Here is a 19,066-nt window from a genome sequence, read left to right as displayed (position 1 = left end):
TGATCCACCTGCTAGCCTCGAGCCCGTGGGAATCGCCCAAGGGTTCGACTACACGGAGCGCGCGGACGGGACCGTCATCATCACCCACCGCGGCAAGCCCGCGACAACGTTGCGTGGGCGCCGTGCACGGGAATTCCTCGACGAGGTCGATGGCGAACCGCAGGAAGTCATGGCCCGCTGGACGGGCAACTACAAGCATGGCAACGAACGCGTCGCCCGCCTCCATCCCCGCAACCGCGGGCGCTGACGCAGCGCCCGCTACCTCGCTAGGCCGAAGCTCCTCAGATCAGCCGGAGCTGGCCCGACCACTGAGCGGCAGGCCTTGGCTTGCTGCCGCGAGGTATCCCACCCGGAGCGGGCGACGACTCCGCCCGACCGAACCGCGCCTCGCCGTCGCGCTGAGCCACTCCGTGCCGCTCAAGGATGGGAGCGACCCTGGCCTTCAGCTCGTCGCGGTAGTCCCGCGGAAGGTACGCGCCACGGCCGTACAACCTCTGGTAGAGCGGCACCAGATCAGGATATTCACGGGCGAGCCACGCCATGAACCATGGCTTGGTTCCGGGACGCAGATGGAGCGGGATCGTAGCTACCCTGCTAGCACCGGCGCGCGCCAGTTGCGCGACCGTGGCATCGAGCTGTTCGGTGGTATCGGTCAACCCCGGCAGCACCGGAGCCATCAGCACCGAGCAATCGAACCCGGCATCCCGGATGGCCCGAACGAGGTCCAGCCTGGCTCGAGGCGACGGTGTTCCGGGCTCGACGCTACGGTGTAGGTGCTCGTCGAGAATGGCTATCGACACGGCAGCTCCGACGTCAACGGATGCCGACGCCCGCACCAGGAGCGGCAGGTCACGCCTGAGGAGCGGACCCTTCGTGAGAATGGAGAACGGTGTGCCGGAATCGGCCAAGGATCGGATGATCCGGGGCATGAGCCGGTAGCGACCCTCGGCACGCTGGTACGGATCGGTGTTGGTGCCCAACGCCACGTGCTCTCGCGGCCACGAGGGCCGAGCCAGTTCACGCGCGAGCACCTCGGGGGCGTTGACCTTCACCACGATCTCGGAGTCGAAGCCTCGGCCGGGGTCCAGTTCAAGCCACTCGTGGCTGCCTCGGGCAAAGCAGTTGTGGCTCACCACCCCATTGGCGATGAAGTCACCCGTCCCGGTGGTGATGTCGTGCATCGGAATCTCGCGTCCGAGCGCTTCGACCGAGATGACTCGCAGCCCGGAGCCACCCGTGACCGCTGTGCCGTCGAGATCCGGCACCGGGCCACCAACCGCCGCACGGCGGCCCAGACCGACGAGCTGGCTGCGCATCGTCAGGTGGGCGGCCGCACGGCGGCCACGCGGTGCGGTGCTCACGTACGCCCAGCCTCGCTCGCTGAGGAACCGATGGTCTCCGCTGGCGACCAAGACCGTCGCGTCCTCTAGTTCGACGCGGTAAGCGGCCTTCACGGTCTGCCAGTGCGCACGCACCTCGGTGACGACATACCTCCGGCTGGAGCCCACCTGGCGGGTGCCGTAGATCCGATCCCCTGCCCGCAGCTCCTCAAGCGGCTTGGTGCCGCCATCAGCCATCAGAATCCGAGTGTCGCCCCGCAGGCAGTACGCACACGCATGCGTGCATCCGCGATAGGGATTGACAGTCCACCGGAACGGAACGTCCGAACTGGCGGGCACCTTGTTCAGCACGCTGCGAGCCGTCACCTCGTGGAACGTCACGTCCGCGAACTCGGGTGTGGTCACGCTGCGCACCAAACCAGGCATCCGCTGGAGTCCCGGCAGCGCCTCATTGTTCTCGACGTCGAGCGCCTGGTTCTCCCATCGCATTCGCCTATTCGAACATACGTTCTCATAACCTGCCAAGTCCGGGCCGCCCACCCCTGCCGTCAGGACGGCCGGACCGGAAGGGCTATTCAAGGAGCGGGAGTCAGAGCACAGGCAAGTACGCCGAGAGATCCGCACGGTCGCCGCTGGCCGAGACATGGGCCGCCGCCAGCTCGTCGGCCCAGCGAGTTCTCCCTGCCGCCAGCCGGAGCCACGTGGTCGCATCCATCTCGACGACATTCGGTGGCGTGCCGCGGGTATGCCGTGGCCCCTCTACGCATTGGACCGCCGCGTGCGGAGGGACCCGAACCTCGACGGTCCGCCCGGGTGCCCGCTGAGCGACCACCTCGAGCAGAGCCCGCACCGCCAGCCGCACCGTGTCCTTCGGCAGCTTCAGGGGACCGGCAACCGGCACTGATCGGGCAAGGTCGTCGGCATGGACGGCGATCTCGACGGCGCGGGTCAGCAGATAGTCCCCGAGCCGGATGGCCCCGCGCCGCCCCACCACCACCTGATCATGCAAACCAATCCGGTCGAGCGCGTCCACTGCAGCGGCGAACCGCTCGTCCACAGTGGTCATGATCGCCCCTGGATACCGGCCGGCATCGGCCGCCAGTTCCCGCGCGCGCTCGGCGATGCCATCCGCGACGGGGGCGTACGCGGCCAGGTAGTCCCCGAGGCCGGCGGCGGCCACGCCTCGTGCCGCCGGTTCGAGTGCCGTCACGGAGTCGGCCACTGTGGCGAGGTGAGCGACGAGGTCTGCCACGGCCCAACCCGGCAACACGCTCTCGCGCTCCCACGACGACTCCGGCACGCCCTCGATCCAGGACCGGAGCACCAGATGCCCTTCCCGATAGGCAGCCCAGCTCAGGGACGGATCAACACGCTTCGCCACCTCAACAAACTACCGCAGGCCTGACCTGCGTCACGCGCCCCGCGGCGAGTCGGGCGACGGCCCGACGGTGCTCAGCATCTCGTAGCGGTCGAAACGGTAGCGTGACCGCGCGGTCTGGGCAGGCCGGCTGTGGCTGTCGTAGAACGTGTCGACGATCTCCAGGGCCGGCGACTCGGGCGGAAGACCCAGCAGCCGGCACTCGCGTGGCGGGGCCACCACCGCGCGCACCCGCCGCACAGCCGACGCCATGACGAGACCAGCCTTGGCGCAGGCTTCGCGGATTTCGCCCTCCAGATCCGACGAATCGATCATGCCGCGCAACGCGGCCGGGAGATGCGCCAGCTCGTGGCACATCGGTTCCCTGTCGGCGAGACGCAACCGTTCCACCTCCAGGACGTCGTCGCCGGGAATGACGCCCAGTTCGGTCGCCACCCGCTCGTCGGCGGGGACGGTGTCGAGGCCCATCAACAGCGACGACGGCCTGAGGTGCCGCCGGCGCATGTCCTCGGTGAAGGACGTGAAGCTCGGCCCCATCTCGATTCGAGGCCTGCGCACGTAGGTACCGCTACCTGGAATCCTCTCGATCCATCCCCCGGCGGCTAGCTCCGCCAGCGCCTGCCGCACGGTCATCAGGCTGACATCGAAGTCGGCGGCAAGCTGACGCTCTGGCGGCAGGCGTGTCTCCACCGGGAGCCGCGAGCAGCGTTCTCGCAGCTCGGTGAAGATCGACTGGTATTTCGGAGTCTTCATCCGTTCACCAACCGCCGTCGCCAGACTCCCGCGGCACCCGGGTTACGTGACGCCCGGAACTCATTGCTCTAGAGCAGTTTCGAGCCAAGCCCGACGTGGCCCATGGGTGCCCTCGGTGAGCCCGATGATATCCGGATTCCCAGGTGCGGCGTGCGGTCAGCAGTCGCTTTCGAGTCGGCTGCCGCCGTCCTGCCACGGGCGAGCGGAGCGAAGGATTCGCAGCACGTGATCATTTGACAAACGGTCGGCGATTACCGACCATACTGCTATGGCCGACCATACGACAGCTCCGGACCATAACGGGGCGGCAGGCGGTCCGAGCGCCACTCTGCCGGCGGTTCCGGACTACGCCCTCGACGATGTGCTGGAGCTGACTGAGCCCGTGCAATACCGCGCGCTCTTCGAGAAGACCCGGCTCGAGGTCTGCAGCCTGCTGCTCGAACGTGCCGCCACGATTTCGGACCTCGCCGTCGCCCTGGGCAAGCCGAAGGGCACGGTCGGCCACCACCTCAAGGTGCTCGAGGAGGCAGGGCTCGTCCACGTGGTCCGCACCAAGAAGGTGCGGGCCATCGAGGCCAAGTACTACGGCCGCACCGCTCGGGTTTTCATCTTTCACAAGGTCGGAGAGGCAGCAGAACAGCCGCAGCAAGTTCTCTCGACAGCCGCTGCCGAGATCGCCGCGGTGCCGGAGGACACGGACCTACCCGTCAATAGCAACATCCGGTACGCCCGCATCCCTACGGAGCGCGCCGAGGAGTGGAGCCGGCGTCTCGATGAACTGATCATCGAGTTCGGGTCCCAGCCACGCGGGGGCGATGTGATCTACGGCTTCGCGATTGCCGTCTACCCCACCGACCGTGCACGCCTTCCCGATGCCGGCGAGACAGGCGCGGCGGACGAGGCGGTGGACGAGTGAGCGAGACCCCGCAGGCTCCCGCCACGAGGCTGGGCGGAAACTACTGGAAGCTGTTCTCCGCCAGCACGGTCGCCAATCTGGGCGATGGGCTGATGGTCGTGGCGATCCCGTGGCTGGCGTCGGCCATCACACGTGACCCCCTTCAGATCGCTCTTGTCGCTCTGGCCACCCGTATCCCCTGGTTGCTGTTCTCGCTTCCCGCGGGAGTCATCACCGATCGATTCGATCGCCGGCGCCTGGTCGCGGGCATGGATGTGGCACGGTGTGCCGCGATCTTCGTCTTCGGCGCCGTCGTCCTGGCCAACCAGGGCGACCTGTCGTCGCCTGAGGCCATCGCTGACGGCTCGGCAGATCCTCCCGGGAACGCCGCGGTACTGCTCGCCCTCCTCTACCTGACCGCACTCCTGGTCGGCTTCGCGGAAGTCCTGCATGACAACTCGGCACAGACGTTGCTGCCGTCCGTCGTCGGCAAGCACCAGCTGGAGAAGGCGAACAGCCGCATGTGGGGCGCGGAGATGACAATGAACCAGTTCGTGGGACCGCCGCTCGCTGGCCTCCTGCTAGGGGTCGCTTTCGCGTTGCCGTTCTTCGTCAACGCCGGAACGTTCGCGGTGGCCGCCGCGCTCGTCTTCGCGTTGACCGGTACGTTCTCCCCGAAAGGCCAGACCACCACCGGAAGAATCGACTGGCGGCGAGAGATCGGCGAAGGACTGAGCTGGCTGTGGCGGCACGAACTGCTCCGCTCGCTGGCCATCGTCCTGGGCGGCCTCAACGCGATGAGCGCCATGGCGATGGCCATCTACGTCCTGTTCGCCCAGGAGATCCTCGGCCTCGACGCACGCGGCTTTGGCCTTCTCCTCACCGGCAGCGCGGTCGGAGGGGTCCTGGGGTCGCTCCTGGCCGATCGGGTCAGCAAGCGCCTAGGCCCGGGCGCGGCTCTGTTCACCTCGATGGTGGGGATGGGTCTCGGCGTCGGAGTCATTGGACTCATCTCCAGCGGCGAAGTCGCATGGGTTGTTCTGGTGGCCTCTGGCTTCCTGGTGGTGATGTGGAACGTCATCACCGTGTCGCTGCGCCAGACCATCATCCCCGATCACCTTCTCGGCAGAGTGAACTCCGTCTACCGGTTCTTCGGCTGGGGAACCATCTCCCTGGGCAGCCTCGTCGGGGGCGTCGTGGTTACCGTGGGCGAGCCGCTGCTGGGCCGCGAGTGGGCTCTCAGGATGCCCTTCCTCATCGCTGCCGCGGTGCACTTCGTCCTTCTCGCCTACGCATTGCCCCGCATCAACACCGCACGGATCCAGGCAGCCAAGGTCGCTGCCGAGTCCGGTCCTGCGCAGCCTGACTTCGCCGATCCGCAGTGATCCGGGCCGAACCCGAAGGCAACATCGCCATCGCAATGGAGAAGGACCATGCACTTCCACCCCCATCAAGATCTTCATCGCGAACGTGAACGCGACCTGCGCGCGGAGCTCGAGGCCACGGTGGCGCTCCGCCATGCCCACCTACGCCGCAGCGCCGAACGACGGGAGCGACGTGCCTCGCGGCTCGCGACCCAGCTCGCCACTCTCCGCCGCGCTACCCTCCGCACCCCCTGAGGGCCCCAGCCGGCATCTACTCGGCGAAGGCCGCCGGCAACGTCTCCTCGTGGGCGCGCCGCAGTTCGTCGATCCCGACGCTGAACTGTCCCTGAACGTCCAGCACGCCCTCGTCGTCGACCACGCCTATCCGCTCGTGCGGATACCCGCGCGCCGCGCACATGCCGGTGAATCTCACCTCGTCAGGGTGCGGAACGGCGACGATCACCCGGGCCGTGGATTCCGAGAACAGGAAGACGAACGGGTCGAGCCCACCGGGCACCCACACTCGTGCGCCGACGCCGTGCCGCAGGACCGACTCCACCAGAGCCTGCGCCACGCCGCCGTCGGACACGTCGTGGGCTGCGGCGATCATGCCGTCGCCCGCGGCGCTGTGGAGGATGTCGGCCAGAGCCTTCTCGGCGCCGAAGTCCACCGCCGGCGGCAGACCACCCAGATGTCCGTGGACGACATTTGCCCACTCCGAACCACCGAACTCGTCCCGCGTCCCGCCGAGCAGGTAGATGATGTGGCCTGGCGTCCTGAACCCGGATGGGATCCGCCGGCTGACGTCGTCGATGACGCCCAGTACCCCCACCACTGGCGTGGGATGGATCGCCGTCTCCGCGGTCTGGTTGTACAGCGATACGTTCCCGCCGGTCACCGGGGTACCGAGTTCCTGGCAGCCGTCGGCCAGGCCGCGCACCGCCTCGGCGAACTGCCACATCACGTCCGGGTCCTCGGGCGAGCCGAAGTTCAGGCAGTTCGTCACGGCTACCGGTCGCGCCCCCGTGACGGCCACATTCCGGTACGCCTCGGCCAGCGCCAGCTGCGTGCCCGTATAGGGATCCAGTTTGGCGTAACGTCCGTTCGCGTCGAGAGACAGTGCGATGCCCAGGCCCGACGCTTCGTCGATACGCAGCACCCCCGCGTCCTCGGGCTGAGCCAGCACCGTGTTGCCGAGTACGTAGCGGTCGTACTGGTCGGTGACCCACGCCCGCGAGCACAGGTTCGGCGAGCCCACCATCCGCAGCAATGTCGCGCGCAGGTCATCGCCAGTGGACGGGCGGGCCAGGTGCGCCGGTGAGGCGGCCTGCAACGCGTCCTGCCAGTCCGGGCGCGCGAACGGACGCTCGTACACCGGTCCGTCATGCGCCACCGTCCGCGGCGGCACGTCGACGATGGTTTCGCCGCGCCACTCGATGGTCAGTCGCCCCGAGGCGTTGACCTCTCCGACAACGTCGGCCTGGACGTCCCACTTCGCGCAGATCTTCATGAACCGCTCGACGTCGGCCGGCTCCACCACGGCCATCATCCGCTCCTGCGACTCGCTCATGAGGATCTCCTCGGGAGCGAGCGTCGAGTCGCGAAGTGGCACCCGGTCCAGCACCACATGCATGCCGCCCTCGCCGGCGCTGGCCAGCTCCGACGTGGCGCAGGACAGGCCGGCCGCCCCGAAGTCCTGAATACCCGCGATGATCTCCGCGGCGAACAGCTCGAGCGTGCATTCGATGAGAAGCTTCTCCATGAACGGGTCGCCGACCTGCACACTTGGCCGCTTCACCGGACCCTCGGACTCGAACGTCTCCGACGCCAGGATCGACGCGCCGCCGATGCCGTCGCCGCCGGTCCGCGCACCGTAGAGGATCACCTGGTTCCCCACGCCCGACGCCTTCGCCAGGTGCAGGTCCTCGTGCCGCATGACGCCGACGCACAGCGCATTCACCAGCGGGTTGCCCGCGTACGACGGATCGAAGACGACCTCCCCGCCGATGTTCGGCAGGCCTAGGCAGTTGCCGTAACCGCCGACGCCGGCGACGACGCCGGGCAACACCCGCTGCGTGTCATCAGCGTCCAGCGGACCGAAACGCAGGGAGTCCATCACCCCGACGGGGCGGGCGCCCATAGCGAGGATGTCACGCACGATTCCCCCGACACCTGTCGCGGCTCCCTGATAGGGCTCCACGTAGGACGGGTGATTGTGCGACTCGGCCTTGAACGTCACGGCGAGGCCATTCCCGATGTCGACCACGCCCGCGTTCTCACCGATGCCCGCGAGGAGCTTGCCGACCGGCGTCACCTGGGATTGTTCGCCGAACCTACGCAGATGCACCTTGCTCGACTTGTACGAGCAGTGCTCGGACCACATCACGCTGTACATGGCCAGCTCGGCATTGGTGGGCCGGCGGCCGAGGATGTCTCGCACTCGCTCGTATTCGTTGGCCCTGAGCCCCAGCTCAGCCCACGGCTGTGGGTGGTCAGGTGTCTTGGCCGCGTTCTCGGTGGTGTCGATCACGCCACGTTCCTCGCTCGTCGCCGCGTCGTTGCTGTGCCATGCGCCATGGTGCGGTGACTCACGCCGCCGCCATGCTCATCAGCACGGAGGTGAAGAAGCCCAACCCGTCCGTGCTGGGCCCGGTCAGGGTCTCCACCGCGTGCTCCGGGTGCGGCATCAGGCCCACCACATTGCCGCGCTCGTTCGCCACGCCGGCGATGTCCCGGTAGGAACCGTTGGGATTGCACTCCAGATAGCGAGCGACGACGCGGCCCTCCCCCTCAAGCCGGTCGAGCGTGGCGTCGTCGGCGACGAAGCCGCCCTCGCCGTTCTTCAGCGGGATGACGATCTCCTGACCGTCCTCGTAGGAGGACGTCCACGCCGTCGAGGCGTTCTCGATCCGCAAGCGCTGATCCCGGCAGACGAACTTCCGGTGGTCGTTGCGGACCAGCGCGCCCGGGAGGAGATGCGCCTCGCACAGCACCTGGAAGCCGTTGCAGATCCCCAGGATGGGCATGCCGCCACGGGCGGCGTCGATCAAGGGCTCCATGATCGGCGCGAACCGGGCGATCGCGCCGCAGCGCAGGTAATCGCCGTACGAGAATCCGCCAGGCAGAACCACAGCGTCCACGCCGCGCAGGTCGGCATCGCCATGCCAGAGCGACACCGCGTCGCCCGAGGCGATCCGAACCGCCCGCAACGCGTCGCTGTCATCCAGCGAGCCCGGGAAGGTAACGACTCCAATGGTCACGCTCGAGCTCCTCGTTCGTTCCTCACCCGTCGCCTCGCCGTTCCGGGTCCAATGGTCACGCTCGGGCTCCTCGTTCGTTCCTCACCCGTCGCCTCGCCGTTCCGGGTCCAATGGTCACGGTTCCACCCGCAACGAGAAGTCCTCGATCACCGGATTGGACAGCAGGGTCGACGCGGCCTTCTCGATCTCGGCGACCGCCTCCGGCGTCGCCATGCCGGCGAGCTCGATCTCGAACCGCTTGCCTTGCCGGACCGAGCTGACTCCCTCAAAACCCAGCCGGTCCAAGGCGCCGTGAACGGCCTTGCCTTGCGGGTCGAGGATCTCGGGCTTGAGCATGACGTCAACGACGACACGTGCCACGGGCAGACGCTCCTTGCGCGACTGGGGAGATTGGGGCAACCCAAGGATACGTCACGCAGGCCCTTCACCGGTGAGCTGCTCGCCTCGCGGGCATCGCCCGGTGATCGTCGGCGCGTCAGACCTGTGATCTGGTGATCATCGTCTCGGTGTGCATGGGCGCAGCCTGCACAACGCGGCGACGATCACCAGGTGGGTGTCGATACGATTCGTTTCATGCCAAGACTTCCGAGATACGTTCTCGCCGGTATTCCGATCGCCGCGCTGATGCTCACCGCGGCTTGCGGATCCGACGACGACCCCAACGCGGAGGACGGCGACGACACCGCCTCCGCGACCGAGCCCGCCGATGACGGCGGCGCCGATGACGGGCAGTGCACGCCCGAAGACCTCGAGACCATGACGCCGGGCACCCTCACCATCGCCACCGGAGAGCCCGCCTACGAGCCGTGGGTCGCCGGCAACGCGCCGGAGAGCGGCGAGGGCTTCGAGAGCGCGGTCGCCTACGCGGTGGCGGAGCGGCTCGGATACACCGACGACGACGTCACGTGGACACGTGTCGACTTCAACGCGGCCATCCAACCAGGGCCGAAGAACTTCGACTTCGACATCAACCAGTTCTCCATCACCGAGGAGCGCAAGGTGGCGGTGGACTTCTCGTCGTCCTACTACGACGTCGCTCAAACGGTCATCACCGTCGAAGGCAGCCCGGCCGCCGACGCCACCAGCATCGCCGACCTGCAGGACCTGCAGCTCGGCGCCCAGGTCGGCACCACCAGCCTTCAGGCCATCGAGTCGGCCATCCAGCCGAGCAACGAGCCGGCCGTCTATAACAGCAACGACGACGCCAAACTGGCGCTGGACAACGGTCAGATCGACGCCCTGGTGGTGGACCTGCCCACCGCGTTCTACATGACGGCGGTGGAGATCGAGAACGGTGTGATCGTCGGCCAGCTTCCGGACAGCGGCGGTGACGCGGAGCAGTTCGGCCTGCTGCTTGACAAGGACAGCCCGCTCACGCCGTGCGTGACGTGGGCCGTGGATGAGCTTCGTGCCGACGGCACCCTCGACGCCATCGAGCAGGAGTGGCTCGCTGACGTGGTCGACGTCCCCGTGCTGTCCTGACCGGCACGTGAGCACTCCCAGCTCGTTCACGCCGAGTGCGCTGGAACTGGACCGCCGGGCCTACCGGCGGTCCAGGGCGCACCGTTCCACCGCAGTGGCCCTGGTCAGCACCGTCGCCTTCGCCGCCGTCGTCTACCTGACCGTGACGAACGCACCCGGGTGGGAACGGACCAAAACCACCTTCTTCGACTTCTCCTATGGGTGGGAGGTACTCCCCACCATCCTCGAGGGCCTGTGGCTCAACATCAGGGTGCTGGCCGTCGCCGCGGTGGCCGTCGTCGTCGTCGCGCTGATCCTGGCGTTGATGCGGACCCTGCGAGGGCCGGTGTTCCTGCCGCTGCGGCTGCTCGCCACTGTCTACACGGACCTGTTCCGGGGGATGCCGCTACTGATCGTGTTGTATCTCGTCGGCTTCGGCCTGCCCGCGCTGCGGCTTGAGTGGATGCCCACCGAGAAGGCCGTGCTGGGCACCATCGCGCTGGTGCTCACCTACTCCGCGTACGTGGCTGAGGTGTTCCGGGCGGGCATCGAGTCGGTCCATCCGAGCCAGCGCGCGGCCGCACGCTCGCTCGGGCTCAGCTACCGGCAGACCATGCGGCTGGTCATTCTGCCGCAGGCAGTGCGCAAGGTGACGCCGCCGCTGCTCAACGACTTCGTGGCGCTCCAAAAGGACGTCGGATTGATCTCAGTGCTCGGCGCGGTAGACGCGATCCGACGCGCGCAGATCGAGGTGTCGCAGACCTTCAATTTCACCCCGTATGTCGTCGCGGGTCTGCTGTTCGTCCTGATGGCTGTTCCGTCCGCGCGCATCGCCGACTGGGTGACCAACCGGGCGAATCGCCGTCAGCAGGCGGGAGGCCTGGTATGAGCATCGAAACCCATACGCCGATGCTGTCGATCGACGGCGTCGTCAAGTTCTTCGGCGAACATCAGGTGCTGCGCGGGATCAGCCTGGACGTCCAGGAGCACCAGGTGGTGACGGTGATCGGCTCGTCGGGGTCCGGCAAGTCGACGCTGATGCGTTGCGTGAACCTGCTGGAAGTGATCGACGACGGGGTCATCACCTTGGACGGCCAGGACATCACCGACCCGCGAGTCGATCCCGATCAGGTGCGCCGCAGGATCGGCGTCGTGTTCCAGGCCTACAACCTGTTCCCCCACATGAGCGTGCTGGACAACATCACGCTGGCACCGCGGGTGGTCCATGGCGTGCCGAAAGATCAGGCGCTGGCGCGGGCGCACGAGCTGCTAGCCAGGGTGGGGCTCGCCGACAAGGCCGACGAGTACCCGGACCGGCTCTCCGGCGGCCAGCAGCAACGGGCGGCCATCGTCCGAGCGCTCGCCACAGAGCCGCGGCTGCTGCTACTCGACGAGATCACCAGCGCGCTGGACCCGGAGCTCGTGGGCGACGTGCTCCGGCTGGTGCGCGAGCTCGCCGAACGGGGCATGACCATCCTGATGGCCACCCACGAGATGGGCTTCGCCCGCCAGGTCGCCGACCATGTGTGCTTCCTGGACCAGGGTGCGGTACTGGAGCAAGGGCCGCCGGAACAGGTGCTGGCCGATCCCACTCAACCACGCACGCGCGAATTCCTGGCCCGTGTCATCGACGCCGGCCGCCTCTGATCATGCCTTAGCGCGGTTGCGCTCGTCGCGCCACGCCACCCACTCGCGGACCGGGCCGAGGTCGTACGAGGGACCGGACGCGGTGACCGTGAACAATGAGGCGCCGGAGGCGAGCAGGTCACCGGCGATGTCATCCGGCGAGCTTCCACCCGGCGCACGGACGGCGGTGGACCGCTCGATCGAGGTGACGTCCCTGCCGACAGCCGCCCCATGCTCGGCCAGGATCTCGCTCTTGCGAGCCAACGTCCGTGCATCGGAGAAGCTGTGCCAGATGTCGGCGTGCTCGGCGACCATCCGCAGCGTCTTCTTCTCCCCACCTCCGCCGATCAGGATGGGTATGTCGCGGACCGGACGCGGATTGAGCTTCGCCCAGCGTGCGCGGATCCGCGGAAGCGCCTCGGACAAGTCAGCCAGCCGTGTCCCAGGTGTGCCGAACTCGTAGCCGTACTCGTCGTAGTCGCGCTGGAACCAGCCACCGCCGATGCCGAGGATCAGGCGACCGCCGCTGATGTGATCGACCGTGCGGGCCATGTCGGCGAGCAGATCAGGATTGCGATAGCTGTTACATGTCACCAGCGCGCCGATCTCGACCCGTGAGGTCGCCTCTGCCCAGGCCGCGAGCATCGTCCAGCACTCGAAGTGCAGGCCATCAGCGTCCCCGCTGAGCGGGAAGAAATGGTCCCAGTTGAAGACGATGTCGACTCCGGTTTCCTCGGCGTCGGCGACGGCTTGGCGGATCTGCTTGTACTCGGCGTGCTGGGGCTGGATCTGAAGTCCGATGCGAATGGGACGACTCACGATGTGGCCTCTCGGTATGGATCTTCGTCGGCGGACCCGGATAACGCCGGCCGCCTCGACGAACGCGAGCCTACCCAGAGCCGGTGGGTACTAGTCGCCTGTCTCCCCGCGGCTGAATCGGGAATACGAACCTCGGGGATCGACGCCCGGCGTCATACCGGAGCCGAGAGCATGCGCCGCATACGCGACAATGGGCGTCGTGCCCGAGAAACCAGTGATCCCCGACGTCCTTGCCGCCCGGTACGCCTCTCCTGAGCTGACCACGCTGTGGTCGGCAGAGCACAAGATCGTGTTGGAGCGGCAGCTGTGGATCGCGGTCCTCCGAGCGCAGCGGGAGCTCGGTGTGGACGTTCCCGACGGCGTCGTCGAGGCTTACGAGGCCGTCGTGCACGACGTAGACCTGGGCAGCATCGCGGACCGGGAGCGTGTCACCCGGCACGACGTCAAGGCCCGCATCGAGGAGTTCAGCGCTCTCGCCGGCCACGAGCACATTCACAAGGGAATGACCAGCCGGGATCTCACCGAGAACGTCGAGCAGCTGCAGATCCGGCTCTCCCTCGAACACGTCAGGGACCGGATCGTGGCGGCCCTGGTCAGGCTCGCCGCCCGCGCCGGCGAGTACGCGGACATCGTCCTGGCCGGCCGCAGCCACAACGTGGCCGCCCAGGCCACCACGCTCGGCAAGCGGTTCGCCTCCGCCGCCGACGAGCTACTGATCGCCTTCGAGCGGGTCGACGAGCTCATCGACCGCTACCCGCTGCGCGGCATCAAGGGTCCGGTGGGCACCGCGCAGGACATGCTCGACCTGCTCGGTGGCGACCCAGTGCGCCTGGCCGACCTGGAACGACGAGTCGCCGAGCATCTGGGCTTCCGCCGTGTCCTGAGCAGCGTCGGCCAGGTATACCCTCGCTCGCTCGATCACGACGTCCTGTCCGCGCTCGTCCAGACGGCGGCGGGACCGTCGAGCCTGGCCACGACGGTGCGCCTGATGGCCGGGCACGAGCTCGTGACGGAGGGCTTCAGAGCCGGTCAGGTGGGCTCCAGCGCGATGCCGCACAAGATGAACACGCGCTCCTGCGAACGCGTCAACGGCCTCGCGGTGGTTCTGCGTGGTTATGCCTCCATGGCCGCTGAGCTGGCCGGTGCGCAGTGGAACGAGGGCGACGTGTTCTGCTCGGTCGTCCGGCGCGTGGCCCTCCCCGACGGGTTCTTCGCTCTCGACGGGCTGTTCGAGACGTTCCTCACCGTCCTGGACGAGTTCGGCGCCTATCCCGCGGTGATCGGCCGAGAACTCGACCGCTATCTGCCCTTCCTGGCTACGACGGCGGTGCTGATGGCCGCGGTCAAGGCGGGCGTCGGCCGGGAGACAGCACACGAGGTCATCAAGAAGCACGCCGTGGACGTGGCGCTCGACATGCGTGAGCGCGGGGCGGAGCGCAACGACCTTCTCGATCGGCTCGCCGCGGACGAACGGCTGGGCGTGGCGAAGGACGAGCTCGAGGCGCTGGTCGACTCGCCTATCACCTTCACCGGCGCGGCCGGCGCGCAGGTGGCCGACGTGATCCGGCGGGTCGAGGCCGTCGCTGCCGCGCGCCCGGACGCCGCCGCCTATACCCCCTCCCCCATCCTCTGACAGCCCTCTCCAAACGATCATGTAGACCATGTTTTCTCGTGCTTCACCATGCCTGCAGGCCTGGTGAAGCACGAGAAAACATGGTCTACATGATCATTTGGAGAAGGGCGGCGGAACGGGTCAGCGGCCGATGATCAGGCTCATCGCCTCGGAGCGCGTGGCGGAACTGCGAAGCTGGCCACGGACCGCACTGGTCAAAGTTTTGGCTCCGGGTTTCCGCACACCGCGCATGGTCATGCACAGGTGCTCCGCCTCGACGACGACGATGACGCCTGCCGGCTTCATGAGATCGACCATCGAGTCGGCTACCTGTGTAGTGAGCCGTTCCTGCACTTGGGGCCGCTTGGCGAAGACGTCCACCAGCCGGGCAAGCTTGGACAATCCTGCGATTCGGCCGTCGGGGCCGGGGATGTAGCCGACGTGGGCGAAGCCGTAGAAGGGCACCAGATGGTGCTCGCACATCGAGGCCACCTCGATGTCCTTCACCAGGATCATCTCGTCGTGGCCGAGTTCGAACGTGGTGGTCAGGGCTTGCGCGGCGTCCTGGCGTAGCCCGCTGAACATCTCCGCGTACGCCCGCGCCACGCGCGCGGGCGTCTCTCGCAGTCCTTCGCGGTCCGGATCCTCGCCGATCGCGTGGAGGAGCTCGCGCACGGCCGCCTCAGCGCGGTCGTGGTCGAACGGGCCGACATTGCGCGGCTCCGGACCTGCCGGAGTGTCGCTCACGTGAGTCAGCTTCCCATCGACTGGTCCGACGGCGTGCTCTGCCCAGTGACCGGGCCTTCGGGAGCGACGATGATGCCTTCTTCGTCGTGGTCGGCTTCGGCTCCGTTGGTGGAGACCTTCACCGGGATGTCGACGGGCCCGAGCTCGGAGGGCTTGCGGGTGGGAGATCCGGTCCAGGCAGGTCGCCGCTCGTGCATCTCGATCGAGGCGAACAGGTCGGCGATCTCCTCCTTGTTCAGCGTCTCCTGCTCCAGCAGAGCCACCACGAGCTCGTCGAGAATGTGCCGGTTCTCCACTAGGATGTCGAAGGCCTCCTGGTGAGCGGTCTCGATGAGCTTGCGGACCTCCTCATCCACCTGGCCCGCGACCTCTTCGGAGTAATCGCGCTGATGGCCCATCTCCTTGCCGAGGAACGGCTCGGAACTGTCCGATCCGAACTTGATGGCGCCCAGCCGCTCGGTCATGCCGTACTGGGTAACCATCCGGCGAGCCAGTGTGGTGGCCTTGTCGATGTCGTTGGCAGCGCCCGTGGTGGGGTCGTGGAAGACGAGCTCCTCCGCTGCGCGGCCGCCCATCATGTAGGCGAGCTGATCGAGCATCTCGTTGCGCGTGGTGGAGTACTTGTCCTCGTCCGGCAGCACCATCGTGTAGCCGAGCGCGCCGCCGCGAGGGAGGATCGTGACCTTGTGCACCGGGTCGGTGTGGTGCAGCGCCGCCGCCACCAGGGCATGCCCGCCTTCGTGGTAGGCGGTGATCCGCTTCTCCTCGTCCTTCATCAGGCGCGAGCTCTTCTGTGGGCCGGCGATGACACGGTCGATCGCCTCATCCATGAACTTGGGCGTGATGATCTTGGCGTCGCCACGGGCTGTCAGGAGCGCGGCCTCATTGAGGACGTTGGCGAGGTCGGCGCCGCTGAATCCGGGCGTCCGGCGGGCCACGGCCATCAGGTCTACGTCGGGGGCCAGCGGCTTGCCGCGGGCGTGTACCTCGAGGATCTTGTGGCGGCCGTCCAGATCCGGCGCGCCCACGGTGATCTGCCGGTCGAACCGGCCCGGCCGCAGCAGCGCGGGGTCGAGGATGTCGGGGCGGTTCGTCGCCGCGATCAGGATCACGTTGGTCTTGACGTCGAAACCGTCCATCTCGACCAGCAGCTGGTTCAGTGTCTGCTCGCGCTCATCGTGCCCGCCACCCATACCAGCGCCGCGGTGGCGGCCGACGGCGTCGATCTCGTCGACGAAGACAATGGCCGGAGCGTTCTCCTTGGCTTCTTTGAACAGGTCACGGACCCGGGAGGCACCGACACCGACGAACATCTCGACAAAGTCCGAGCCGGAGATCGAGTAGAACGGGACACCGGCCTCACCGGCGACGGCGCGGGCCAGCAAGGTCTTGCCGGTGCCGGGCGGGCCGTAGAGCAGGACGCCTTTCGGGATCTTGGCTCCTACCGCCTGGAACTTGCCAGGCTCCTGCAGGAACTCCTTGATCTCCTGGAGCTCCTCGATCGCCTCGTTGGCTCCGGCGACGTCGGAGAAGGTGGTCTTGGGTGCGTCTTTCGAAGCGAGCTTGGCACGGTTCTTCCCGAACTGCATGACCCGGCCACCACCGCCCTGGACCCGGCTGAGGAAGAAGATGATCAGCGCGACCAGCAGCAGAAGCGGAAGCACCGTGCCGAGAACCGCCATCCAGGGATTGGACTGCGGAATGTCGACGTCGTAGCCCTCGGCGAGGTTCCCGGCCTCGTTCTGACGCTGTAACTCGTTCTGCAGGTCGAGGCCCTGGCCTTCGACGTAGTAGGCCCATATCTCGTCGTCATTGTTGAGCGTGAGCTCGATCCGCTGGACGTCACCACCGGTGATCAGAGCCGACTTGACGTTCCCGTCGTCGATTTCCTGGATGGCTTGCGCGGTGTCGACTTGCTCCGGGTCGTCCCCGCTGGACAGGAAGCTGTTCAGCATGAGCGCGACAAAGACGAACATGACGAACCAGATCGCCGGTCGGATAAATCGCTTAGCGTTCATGATGCGGGGTTGAGGTCCCCGTTCCTCCTGTGTCGATGGCACACCTCACCCGAGACAACGCTGCAGTCCGCGGCGCTCATCCGAGATGTCTGATCGTTACGACGATACCTTGCACGGGCGTGCTCCTACCATGCGGAGCATGTGGGCCTGGGCGACCCGCGCCGTCACGAGTACATGTGCGGAGCGAGGGTCGCGACCACCCGGAGATTGCGGTACTTCTCGGCGAAGTCCAGCCCGTAGCCGACGACGAAGGAGCTGGGGATGTCGAATCCGACGTATTTCACCCCGACCGGCGTCTTCGCGGCCTCGGGCTTGCGAAGCATGGTGCAGATCTCCACCGATGCCGGACCGCGCGACTGAAGGTTCGACACCAGCCAGGACAGCGTGAGCCCCGTGTCGATGATGTCCTCGACCACCACGACATGGCGGTCGGTGATGTCGGTGTCCAGATCCTTGAGGATCCTGACGACGCCGCTGGAACGGGTGCCCGATCCGTACGACGAGATGGCCATCCAATCGATCTCGACATGGCGGGACAGATGCCGGGAGAGATCGGCCATCACCATCACGGCACCCTTGAGCACACCCACGAGCAGGACGTCCTTGCCCTCGTAATCGCGCTCGATGTCGGCGGCCAGCTCGGCCAGCCGGCCCTGGATGTCCGCCTCGGTGAGGAGGACCTTCTCGATGTCGCCGTCGATATGCTGCGGTTCCACGGGTCGAAAGCCTGCCATACCTTTGACGCGCATGCCTAAAGCGGCCCGAACCGCAGTGCCCGGCCGCGGCGGTTGGCCCGGATTGCCCCGGGAAGGTCGATGCCTTTCTGTCCCCGCCACGCCACGACCAACGCGTCGACAGCCTGCACGTGCGCCGCGGTCAGGTCGGTGGGCGGGCAGCCGGCCGCGATCGCGGCACCGCGCAGGATCCGCCAGCGGACGGCCTGGGGCAGTCCGGCCAGCTCGCCGGTGTCGTAGACCGGCCCGGCCAACTCACCGGTGTCGTAGGCCGGCCCAGCCGGCTCGGCCGGCCCGTGGCGGGTCACCGCGGTCAACGCGCCGGCGGCCACGTGGTCCAGGGCGTCGGCGTCGGCCCGGAGCAGCTCCGCCGTGCGAGCCAGCGCCGCGGCGACGCCCGGCCCGAGTTCCTTCTCCAACACCGGCAGCACCAGGTGGCGTACTCGGGCTCGTGCGTACGCGGGGTCGGCGTTGTGCGGGTCCTCCCACACCCGCACACCGCCGGGCACTGCCGCACGTACGACCTCGCGGCTCAGCTGAAGCAGCGGACGGCGGTACAGCCCGGCTCGCGCGGCCATACCGGCCAGCGACCTGGCGCCCGAACCCCTGGCGAGCCCGAGCAGCACCGTCTCCGCCTGGTCGTCGAGCGTGTGTCCGAGCAGGACGGCCGCTGCACCATGGCGTAGCGCCGCCGCCGTGAGCACGTCGTAGCGTGCCCGGCGAGCCCGGCCTTCAGGTCCGCCACCGGCGCGTCCGACATGAACATGCACCACCTCGACGGGATCCAGTCCCAAAGCACCCAGCTGCGCAGCCACCGACCTGGCTCGTTCAGCGGAGCCGGCTTGCAGACCGTGATCGACGGTCACGGCGCCCGCGCGCACGCCGGCCCGAGGCCCTTCGACGGCAAGCGCACCCGCCACGGCCCACGAGTCGGCGCCACCCGAGCAGGCTGCCAGCACGAGCGCGGGCTCGCCCGATGCAGCCAGCACGTCTTCCAGATGAGCCCGCACCGCCCGGCGGACATCCAATCGCGGCACCGACATCTCTCGCCCTAGCTCC

Annotated in this window: 19 protein-coding genes; 8 read left to right on the top strand and 11 right to left on the bottom strand. The window is 67.5% G+C overall.

Annotation, left to right across the window (positions count from 1 at the left end; genetic code table 11):
- Positions 1-25: 25 nt before the first annotated feature.
- On the top strand, positions 26-247 hold the full coding sequence (locus G1H11_RS11915; protein WP_163818759.1) for a hypothetical protein: 222 nt from the start codon (positions 26-28) through the stop codon (positions 245-247).
- A gap of 34 nt (positions 248-281) precedes the next feature.
- Here the strand turns inward: G1H11_RS11915 and G1H11_RS11910 are convergent, their stop codons facing one another.
- The 3 genes from G1H11_RS11910 to G1H11_RS11900 form a co-directional block, all read right to left on the bottom strand.
- Positions 282-1,829, bottom strand: coding sequence for an Rv2578c family radical SAM protein (locus tag G1H11_RS11910; RefSeq protein WP_163818758.1), 1,548 nt, complete (start codon positions 1,827-1,829; stop codon positions 282-284).
- Positions 1,830-1,929: 100 nt separating this feature from the next.
- Positions 1,930-2,721: a sterol carrier family protein gene (locus tag G1H11_RS11905; RefSeq protein ID WP_163818757.1), complete on the bottom strand. Its 792-nt coding sequence runs from the start codon at positions 2,719-2,721 to the stop codon at positions 1,930-1,932.
- Between the two features lie 30 nt (positions 2,722-2,751).
- Positions 2,752-3,471, bottom strand: coding sequence for a GntR family transcriptional regulator (locus G1H11_RS11900; RefSeq protein WP_163818756.1), 720 nt, complete (start codon positions 3,469-3,471; stop codon positions 2,752-2,754).
- A gap of 268 nt (positions 3,472-3,739) precedes the next feature.
- Between G1H11_RS11900 and G1H11_RS11895 the strand changes: the two genes are divergently transcribed.
- From G1H11_RS11895 to G1H11_RS11885, 3 genes are read left to right on the top strand one after another with little or no spacing between them, the layout of a single operon-like run.
- Positions 3,740-4,387, top strand: coding sequence for an ArsR/SmtB family transcription factor (locus G1H11_RS11895; RefSeq protein ID WP_216843685.1), 648 nt, complete (start codon positions 3,740-3,742; stop codon positions 4,385-4,387).
- A complete protein-coding gene (locus tag G1H11_RS11890; protein WP_216843684.1) occupies positions 4,384-5,751 on the top strand; it encodes an MFS transporter in 1,368 nt (455 codons plus the stop codon). Before G1H11_RS11895 ends, G1H11_RS11890 begins: the two co-directional genes overlap by 4 nt.
- A gap of 48 nt (positions 5,752-5,799) precedes the next feature.
- Entirely contained in the window at positions 5,800-5,985 is a 186-nt protein-coding gene (locus tag G1H11_RS11885; protein ID WP_163818755.1) for a hypothetical protein, read from the top strand.
- Between the two features lie 16 nt (positions 5,986-6,001).
- Here G1H11_RS11885 and purL read toward each other — a convergent pair whose 3' ends face one another.
- The 3 genes from purL to purS all read right to left on the bottom strand — a co-directional run bounded on the left by purL (position 6,002) and on the right by purS (position 9,350).
- Positions 6,002-8,260, bottom strand: a complete 2,259-nt coding sequence (purL, locus tag G1H11_RS11880; RefSeq protein WP_163818754.1) for a phosphoribosylformylglycinamidine synthase subunit PurL — start codon at positions 8,258-8,260, stop codon at positions 6,002-6,004.
- Between the two features lie 58 nt (positions 8,261-8,318).
- Complete coding sequence (gene purQ, locus G1H11_RS11875; RefSeq protein WP_163818753.1) at positions 8,319-8,990, bottom strand: phosphoribosylformylglycinamidine synthase subunit PurQ; 672 nt, start codon at positions 8,988-8,990, stop codon at positions 8,319-8,321.
- 114 nt (positions 8,991-9,104) lie between these two features.
- The gene (gene purS, locus G1H11_RS11870) at positions 9,105-9,350 is read right to left on the bottom strand and encodes a phosphoribosylformylglycinamidine synthase subunit PurS (protein ID WP_163818752.1); all 246 of its coding nucleotides are present in this window, start codon (positions 9,348-9,350) and stop codon (positions 9,105-9,107) included.
- A gap of 213 nt (positions 9,351-9,563) precedes the next feature.
- On the opposite strand from purS, the gene G1H11_RS11865 reads away from it, so the two are divergent.
- From G1H11_RS11865 to G1H11_RS11855, 3 genes are read left to right on the top strand one after another with little or no spacing between them, the layout of a single operon-like run.
- Complete coding sequence (locus G1H11_RS11865; protein ID WP_163818751.1) at positions 9,564-10,472, top strand: ABC transporter substrate-binding protein; 909 nt, start codon at positions 9,564-9,566, stop codon at positions 10,470-10,472.
- Complete coding sequence (locus tag G1H11_RS11860; RefSeq protein WP_425501219.1) at positions 10,441-11,340, top strand: amino acid ABC transporter permease; 900 nt, start codon at positions 10,441-10,443, stop codon at positions 11,338-11,340. The genes G1H11_RS11865 and G1H11_RS11860 overlap by 32 nt, the downstream gene beginning before the upstream one ends.
- On the top strand, positions 11,337-12,098 hold the full coding sequence (locus G1H11_RS11855) for an ATP-binding cassette domain-containing protein (protein WP_163818749.1): 762 nt from the start codon (positions 11,337-11,339) through the stop codon (positions 12,096-12,098). The genes G1H11_RS11860 and G1H11_RS11855 overlap by 4 nt, the downstream gene beginning before the upstream one ends.
- Here the strand turns inward: G1H11_RS11855 and G1H11_RS11850 are convergent, their stop codons facing one another.
- Positions 12,099-12,896, bottom strand: coding sequence for an LLM class F420-dependent oxidoreductase (locus G1H11_RS11850; RefSeq protein WP_163818748.1), 798 nt, complete (start codon positions 12,894-12,896; stop codon positions 12,099-12,101). It abuts the gene before it with no gap.
- Positions 12,897-13,086: 190 nt separating this feature from the next.
- Between G1H11_RS11850 and purB the strand changes: the two genes are divergently transcribed.
- Positions 13,087-14,529, top strand: coding sequence for an adenylosuccinate lyase (purB, locus tag G1H11_RS11845; protein WP_163818747.1), 1,443 nt, complete (start codon positions 13,087-13,089; stop codon positions 14,527-14,529).
- Between the two features lie 120 nt (positions 14,530-14,649).
- On the opposite strand, the gene folE is transcribed toward purB, so the two are convergent.
- From folE to tilS, 4 genes are all read right to left on the bottom strand, one after another.
- Positions 14,650-15,255, bottom strand: a complete 606-nt coding sequence (gene folE, locus G1H11_RS11840) for a GTP cyclohydrolase I FolE (protein WP_163818746.1) — start codon at positions 15,253-15,255, stop codon at positions 14,650-14,652.
- A 5-nt stretch (positions 15,256-15,260) separates the two neighbouring features.
- The gene (gene ftsH, locus G1H11_RS11835; RefSeq protein WP_163818745.1) at positions 15,261-17,273 is read right to left on the bottom strand and encodes an ATP-dependent zinc metalloprotease FtsH; all 2,013 of its coding nucleotides are present in this window, start codon (positions 17,271-17,273) and stop codon (positions 15,261-15,263) included.
- A 164-nt stretch (positions 17,274-17,437) separates the two neighbouring features.
- Positions 17,438-18,007, bottom strand: coding sequence for a hypoxanthine phosphoribosyltransferase (gene hpt, locus G1H11_RS11830; protein WP_163818744.1), 570 nt, complete (start codon positions 18,005-18,007; stop codon positions 17,438-17,440).
- Positions 18,008-18,024: 17 nt separating this feature from the next.
- Entirely contained in the window at positions 18,025-19,050 is a 1,026-nt protein-coding gene (tilS, locus tag G1H11_RS11825) for a tRNA lysidine(34) synthetase TilS (RefSeq protein ID WP_163818743.1), read from the bottom strand.
- Between the last annotated feature and the right edge of the window lie 16 nt (positions 19,051-19,066).

It is taken from the genome of Phytoactinopolyspora alkaliphila (assembly GCF_010550695.1).
In the GTDB taxonomy this organism is placed as follows: Bacteria; Actinomycetota; Actinomycetes; order Jiangellales; family Jiangellaceae; genus Phytoactinopolyspora; species Phytoactinopolyspora alkaliphila.
The sequence above is the reverse complement of the archived record's forward strand: the minus strand, read 5'-3'. Positions and strand labels throughout refer to the sequence as shown.